Consider the following 4,106-nt stretch of genomic DNA (forward strand, 5'->3'; position numbering starts at 1 on the left):
GGGGAGATTTGGTTGCGGGGGCAGGATTTGAACCTGCGGCCTTCAGGTTATGAGCCTGACGAGCTACCGGGCTGCTCCACCCCGCGTCCAGCGCAAAACCCTTTGGGTTTTGTCGCGATAGCGTAAATCGCCGAAGGCGTTTTACGCTTACTGCCGGAGCAACTCCAAAGGAGTTGTCTCCTGTAAGGGACGCACCATTATAGATCCGGTGCATCGCTATTTCAGTCTACATATAGGGCTCGAAAGCAAAAAGGCCGCTTTGCGAGCGGCCCTTTGATCGGCCAGGGGCCGTAGAATGTGATGAGAAGATTTATGTTGCGTTTAGCAGACCTGGCAGCGACCGACTCTCCCGCGTCTTAAGACGAAGTACCATAGGCGCTGGGGCGTTTCACGGCCGTGTTCGGAATGGGAACGGGTGCAGCCACCCCGCCATGACCACCAGGTCAGCGAAGCGCAACAATTGAGAAGCTGGCGCAGCCGCTAGGCTGCATTTTTTGAACACGTCTTCGGTGCAACAAACCGGACGAACACTGCATGTTCGCCGGGCCCGTCGCAAAGGCTTTCGCCTTCGCTCTGTCGGGACAACCGCTTTGCGGTTGCCCTGAGATGAGCACAAGCAATGAGAACGATCAAGCCAATCGAGCTATTAGTACCGGTAAGCTTCATGCGTTGCCGCACTTCCACACCCGGCCTATCAACGTGGTCGTCTTCCACGGCTCTGATAGGGAACACTCGTTTTCAGGTGGGTTTCCCGCTTAGATGCCTTCAGCGGTTATCCCGTCCATATATAGCTACCCTGCTATGCCCTTGGCAGGACAACAGGTCCACCAGAGATATGTCCATCCCGGTCCTCTCGTACTAGGGACAGATCCTGTCAATATTCCTACACCCACGGCAGATAGGGACCGAACTGTCTCACGACGTTCTGAACCCAGCTCACGTACCGCTTTAATTGGCGAACAGCCAAACCCTTGGGACCTGCTCCAGCCCCAGGATGCGATGAGCCGACATCGAGGTGCCAAACAACCCCGTCGATATGGACTCTTGGGGGTCATCAGCCTGTTATCCCCGGCGTACCTTTTATCCGTTGAGCGATGGCCCTTCCACGCGGGACCACCGGATCACTATGACCGACTTTCGTCTCTGCTCGACTTGTCAGTCTCGCAGTCAGGCGGGCTTATGCCATTGCACTCGACGACCGATTTCCGACCGGTCTGAGCCCACCATCGCGCGCCTCCGTTACTCTTTCGGAGGCGACCGCCCCAGTCAAACTACCCACCATACACTGTCCCGGATCCGGATAACGGACCGCGGTTAGACATCCATGACGATAAGGGTGGTATTTCAAGGATGGCTCCACGGAAACTGGCGTCCCCGCTTCAAAGCCTACCACCTATCCTACACATGCCGACACGAATGCCAGTGTAAAGCTATAGTAAAGGTGCACGGGGTCTTTCCGTCTGACCGCAGGAACCCCGCATCTTCACGGGGAATTCAATTTCACTGAGTCTATGTTGGAGACAGCGGGGAAGTCGTTACGCCATTCGTGCAGGTCGGAACTTACCCGACAAGGAATTTCGCTACCTTAGGACCGTTATAGTTACGGCCGCCGTTTACTGGGGCTTCGATTCAAAGCTTGCACCTCTCCTCTTAACCTTCCAGCACCGGGCAGGCGTCAGACCCTATACGTCGTCTTGCGACTTCGCAGAGCCCTGTGTTTTTGATAAACAGTCGCTACCCCCTGGTCTGTGCCACCCCATCTCACTTGCGTAAAATGGGGTCACGCTTCTTCCGAAGTTACGCGTGCAATTTGCCGAGTTCCTTCAACATAGTTCTCTCAAGCGCCTTGGTATACTCTACCTGACCACCTGTGTCGGTTTCGGGTACGGTCTATACGGTGGAGCTATTTCCTGGAACCGCTTCCCTGCCCACTCAATCCAATAAGAATGAACAAGTTACGCAATCCGTCACTACCACCAGGCCCACGAATATTAACGTGGTTCCCATCGACTACGCGTGTCCGCCTCGTCTTAGGGGCCGGCTAACCCTGCTCAGATTAACTTTAAGCAGGAACCCTTGGTCTTTCGGCGAGAGGGTCTCTCACCCTCTTTATCGTTACTCATGTCAACATTCGCACTTCCGATACCTCCAGGATGTCTCACGACTGTCCCTTCACAGGCTTACGGAACGCTCCGCTACCACTTGCATTGCTGCAAATCCTCAGCTTCGGTGCATGGCTTCAGCCCCGTTACATTTTCGGCGCAAAGACCCTTATTTAGACCAGTGAGCTGTTACGCTTTCTTTAAATGATGGCTGCTTCTAAGCCAACATCCTGGTTGTTTTGGGATCCTCACATCCTTTCCCACTTAGCCATGACTTGGGGACCTTAGCTGGAGGTTAGGGTTGTTGCCCTTTTCACGACGGACGTTAGCACCCGCCGTGTGTCTGCCGAGTAGTACTCCCGGGTATTCGGAGTTTGGTTAGGATCAGTAAGACGGTGAGTCCCCATAGCCCATCCAGTGCTCTACCCCCCGGGGTATTCGCTCGACGCTCTACCTAAATAGATTTCGCGGAGAACCAGCTATTTCCGAGTTTGATTGGCCTTTCACCCCTAGCCACAAGTCATCCCAATCTATTGCAACAGATGCGGGTTCGGTCCTCCAGTTGGTGTTACCCAACCTTCAACCTGCTCATGGCTAGATCACTCGGTTTCGGGTCTAATGCAACAAACTAAATCGCCCTATTCAGACTCGCTTTCGCTTCGCCTACACCTACCGGCTTAAGCTTGCTTGTTACACTAAGTCGTTGACCCATTATACAAAAGGTACGCCGTCACCCTTGCGGGCTCCGACTGTTTGTAGGCATCCGGTTTCAGGTTCTATTTCACTCCCCTTGTCGGGGTGCTTTTCACCTTTCCCTCACGGTACTTGTTCGCTATCGGTCATGCACGAGTACTTAGGCTTGGAGAGTGGTCTCCCCATGTTCAGACAGGGTTTCACGTGCCCCGCCCTACTCTAGGACAATCATGGTATCTACGCGTACGGGGCTGTCACCCACTACGGCCAAGCTTTCCAGCTTGTTCCACTTTAACCACAATTGCCACTGGCCTGGTCCGCGTTCGCTCGCCACTACTTGCGGAGTCTCGGTTGATGTCCTTTCCTGCAGGTACTTAGATGTTTCAGTTCCCTGCGTTCGCTTCTTACACCCTATGTATTCAGGTGTAGATACCTTATCACAATGCTTGGAAACCCAAGCCGAGCCTAAACTCAGTTTGGATTTTCCAAGCATTTAAGGTGGGTTGCCCCATTCGGAGATCCATGGATCAAAGCTTATTCGCAGCTCCCCACGGCTTTTCGCAGCGTATCACGTCCTTCATCGCCTGTGCATGCCAAGGCATCCACCAAATGCCCTTACGACACTTAATCGTTCTCATTGCCAATGCTCATCCTTAGTTGGATTTGGAATTCCTATCCTTCTCGCTTGCGCTCGAAGGGGTTCCAAATCTGACCATACGGACAATCTTGCGATTGCCGCACGCTCAGCTCCAACAATCTGGTTACCTTTTACAACCAGACCATTCAGATGCCATCGACGTGTTCGACCGGATTGCTTTATTGGAGCTACGCCGAGCAGCTCGCTTGCATCCGGTCTTAAGACCAGCTTCTCGAGATTAAATCCGGGACCGCGCGGTCAGGCAACGGTCATCCGATCATCCATCAGACGACACCCGAAAGTGCCGAACAACAGACGATCAAGAGCGACAAGCTTCCTTCCTACCTCCAATCCCTCCACCATATCCAGCCGGCTAGGCCATCCATGGTTTCTCAGGAACTGGGCTCGGACATTGGGCAGAACCCAACACCTGGAAGCCTCCAGATCAATCTTCTCTTCACGATTTATGCAGAACAGGCATCAGGCTAAAAGCCGATGCAAACTTGTATTTCTTCAAAAGACAATCGCCGATCAAAACCATTCAGTCTCAACACCAATCGGATCATTCGAGAACGATCGATTTGGTGGAGCTGAGCGGGATCGAACCGCTGACCCCCTGCTTGCAAAGCAGGTGCTCTCCCAGCTGAGCTACAGCCCCATCAGCTCGATCGCCC

At 53.5% G+C, this 4,106-nt stretch carries 2 tRNA genes and 2 rRNA genes; all 4 read right to left on the reverse strand.

The features are described 5' to 3' along the window. Positions 1 to 9: 9 nt before the first annotated feature. The 4 genes from ACQZ5H_RS32535 to ACQZ5H_RS32550 all read right to left on the reverse strand — a co-directional run bounded on the left by ACQZ5H_RS32535 (position 10) and on the right by ACQZ5H_RS32550 (position 4,090). Positions 10 to 86: transfer RNA gene (locus tag ACQZ5H_RS32535), tRNA-Met, on the reverse strand. Between the two features lie 242 nt (positions 87 to 328). Next, positions 329 to 443 (reverse strand): 5S ribosomal RNA (gene rrf, locus ACQZ5H_RS32540). A gap of 182 nt (positions 444 to 625) precedes the next feature. Beyond that, positions 626 to 3,425 (reverse strand): 23S ribosomal RNA (locus ACQZ5H_RS32545). Between the two features lie 589 nt (positions 3,426 to 4,014). Continuing rightward, positions 4,015 to 4,090 (reverse strand) — tRNA-Ala (locus ACQZ5H_RS32550). Positions 4,091 to 4,106 lie beyond the last annotated feature (16 nt).

Source organism: Rhizobium sp. 21-4511-3d, from assembly GCF_053522545.1.